Source organism: Halomonas sp. BM-2019 (genome assembly GCF_017584085.1).
This window is the reverse complement of the sequence record NZ_CP071922.1, coordinates 2,325,507-2,328,929: the sequence shown is the minus strand read 5'-3', so window position 1 is coordinate 2,328,929 and position 3,423 is coordinate 2,325,507. Positions and strand designations below refer to the sequence as shown.

At 67.7% G+C, this 3,423-nt stretch carries 2 protein-coding genes and 1 pseudogene; all 3 read left to right on the top strand.

Going from position 1 to position 3,423, the window contains the following annotated elements:
* Window positions 1-1,636 (top strand): extracellular solute-binding protein (locus J5F18_RS11555; protein WP_346298775.1); only part of this gene is annotated, 1,636 nt, incomplete at its 5' end.
* A gap of 34 nt (window positions 1,637-1,670) precedes the next feature.
* The gene (locus J5F18_RS11550) at window positions 1,671-2,741 is read left to right on the top strand and encodes a microcin C ABC transporter permease YejB (RefSeq protein WP_346298774.1); all 1,071 of its coding nucleotides are present in this window, start codon (window positions 1,671-1,673) and stop codon (window positions 2,739-2,741) included.
* A 4-nt stretch (window positions 2,742-2,745) separates the two neighbouring features.
* Window positions 2,746-3,423 (top strand): annotated as a pseudogene (locus J5F18_RS11545) (ABC transporter permease); the annotation flags it as partial.

Genomic DNA, 3,423 nt, shown 5'->3' with positions numbered 1-3,423 from the left:
CGTGGGGGGCAGCTTCGACTCCACCAACCCCTTTATCATCCGCGGCACCCCGGCGGCGGGCCTCAGCCAGATCTACGACACCCTGGTGGAGGGCAACCCCGACGAGCCCTTCTCGGTCTACGGACTGCTCGCCTCCGGTATGCGCCTCGACCCGGACCGTGAGTGGATCGAGTTCGACCTGCGCCCGGAGGCGCGTTTCCACGACGGCGAGCCGCTCACCGCCCACGACGTGGTGTTCAGCTTCGAGCTGCTGATCGAGCAGGGCAACCCCTTCTACGGCGCCTACTACGCCGACGTGGAGGCGGTCACCGCCCTGGATGACCATACCGTGCGCTTCGACTTCGCCGAGGTTCACTCCCGGGAGCTGCCGCTGATCGTCGGCCAGCTGCCGGTGCTGCCCAGGCACTACTGGGAGGCGCGCGACTTCACCGCGCCGACACTGGCCGCCCACCCCGGTTCCGGCCCCTACCGGATCGCCGAGGTGGATCCCGGTCGGCGCATTGTCTACGCCCGCGATCCCGACTACTGGGGGCGGGACCTCCCGGTGAACCGAGGCCGCCACAACATCGACCGGCTGGTCTACGACTACTACCGCGACCGCGACATCGCCTGGGAGGCCTTCAAGGCCGGGGTGATGGATTATCGCATCGACGCCCGGGCCGCCACCTGGGCCATCGGCTACGACTTCCCCGCCTACCGCGACGGCCTGGTGCGCCGGCTGACCGTCCCCGACGGCCAGCCGGCGCGCATGCAGGCCTTCGTCTTCAACCTGCGCCGCGACAAGTTCGCCGATCCCCGGGTGCGCGAGGCCCTGTCGCTCACCTTCGACTTCCCCTGGCTCAACGCCAATCTCTTCTACGACGCCTACCGCCGCACCGAGAGCTACTTCCAGAACTCCGAGATGGCCGCCCGGGGGCTGCCGGAGGGGGAGGAACTCGCCCTGCTCGAGCCCTTCCGGGACCAGCTGCCCGAGCGGCTCTTCACCGAGGCGCTGCCCTTCGACCACCCACAGGAGCTGCGCGAGCGCCTGCGCCTGGCCCTGGCGCTGCTGCGCGAGGCCGGCTACGAGGTCGAGGGGGGACGCCTGGTGCACGGCGAGACGGGCCAGCCGCTGACCGTCGAGGTGCTGCTCTTCGACACCGGCATGGAGCGGGTCACCCAGCCGATGCTGCGCAACATGGCGCGCCTGGGCATCCAGGGCAGCATCCGCATCGTCGACATCAACCAGTACCTCAACCGCCTGCGCAGCTTCGACTTCGACATGACCGTGGGGCAGTTTCCCCAGTCCAACAACCCGGGCAACGAGCAGCGCGAGTTCTGGACCAGCGACTTCGCCGAGAGCCCCCAGAGCCGCAACCTGATGGGCCTGGCCGACCCGGTGGTGGATGCCCTGGTCGAACGGCTGATCCGCGCCGACAGCCGCGACGCGCTCAACGCCACCGCCCGCGCCCTGGACCGGGTGCTGCTGTGGCGCTTCCCGATGATTCCCCACTACCACTCCGGCGAGACCCGCATCGCCATCTGGGACAAGTTCGGCTGGCCCGAGCCCTTCCCCGAGTTCGGCATGGATCTCGCCGCCTGGTGGGTCGACGCCGAGCGGGAAGCCGAGATCAATCAGCGCCTGCGCCGCCGCTGATGACGTCCCTGACGCCAACAAGGAAGGTGCCCAAGTGAGCCGCTATATCCTGCGTCGCCTGCTGCTGATGATCCCCACCCTGATCGGGATCATGCTGCTCAACTTCATCATCGTGCAGGCCGCCCCGGGCGGCCCCATCGACCAGATGCTGGCACGCTTCGAGGGCGCCGACGCCATGGCCAGCACGCGGCTCGAGGCCGGCGGCGAGGTGATGGTGCGCGACGAGTCCCGGGGCGCCCGGGGCATCGACCCGCGCTTCATCGAGCAGCTGGAGGCGCAGTTCGGCTTCGACCAGCCCGCCCATGTGCGCTTTCTCGGCATGATGCGCGACTACGCCACCTTCGACTTCGGCAACAGCTTCTTCCGTGATCGACCGGTGGTGGAGCTGATGATCGAGCGGCTGCCGGTGTCGATCTCGCTGGGGCTCTGGACCACCTTGCTGGTCTACCTGATCTCTATCCCGCTCGGCATTCGCAAGGCGCTGACCCATGGCTCGCGCTTCGACGTCTGGACCTCGGGGCTGGTGATCGTCGGCTACGCCATCCCCGGCTTCCTGTTCGCCATCCTATTGATCGTGCTCTTCGCCGGCGGCAGCTACTGGGACCTCTTCCCGCTGCGTGGCCTCACCTCCCCGGACTTCGACGAGCTCTCGACCTGGGGCAAGGTCAAGGATTACTTCTGGCACATCACCCTGCCGGTGGTGGCCATGACCATCGGCAGCTTCGCCACCCTGACCATGCTGACCAAGAACAGCTTCCTGGACGAGATCCACAAGCAGTACGTGCTCACCGCCCGGGCCAAGGGCGCCAGCGACCGCGGCGTGCTCTACGGCCATGTCTTCCGCAACGCCATGCTGATCATCATCGCCGGGCTGCCCGGCGCCCTGATCGCCATCTTCTTCACCGGGTCGCTGTTGATCGAGGTGATCTTCTCCCTGGAGGGGCTGGGGCTGCTGGGCTTCGAGGCGGTGATGCAGCGCGACTACCCGGTGATCTTCGGCACCCTCTACCTCTATACCCTGATCGGCCTGATCCTCAAGCTGATCTCCGATCTCACCTATGTGTGGGTGGACCCGCGCATCGACTTCGAGACACGGGAGTCCTGAGCCGATGGCCGTTTTCTCAAAGACCCTGTTCACAGCCTGGACGGAGCGCCTCTCCCCCATCACCCGCCGGCGCCTGGCGGTGTTCCACGGTAACCGCCGCGCCCGGGTCTCGCTCTGGGTGTTCCTGGCACTCTTCGTGGTGAGCCTGGGCGCCGAGCTGATCGCCAACGACAAGCCGCTGGTGATGCGCTACGACGGCCAGTGGTACGTGCCGCTGCTGGTGGACTACCCGGAGACCGAGTTCGGCGGCTTCCTGCCCACCACCGCGGACTACCACGATCCCTTCGTGCAGGCGCAGATCGCCGAGCACGGCTGGGCGCTCTGGCCGCCGATCCCCTTCTCCTACCAGACCCTGGACATGCAGATGATGCGGCCCTCGCCGGCACCGCCGGACGGACGCCACTGGCTCGGCACCGACGACCAGGGGCGCGACGTACTCGCCCGGGTGATCTACGGCTTTCGCCTCTCGGTGGCCTTCGCCCTGGTGCTCACCGCGGGCTCCCTGGTGATGGGGGTGCTGGTGGGCGGCATCCAGGGCTACTTCGGCGGGCGCACCGACCTGATCGGCCAGCGCTTCACCGAGATCTGGTCGGGGCTGCCGGTGCTCTTCCTGCTGATCATCCTGGCCAGCTTCGTGCAGCCCGGCTTCTGGTGGCTGCTCGGCATCATGCTGCTCTTCTCC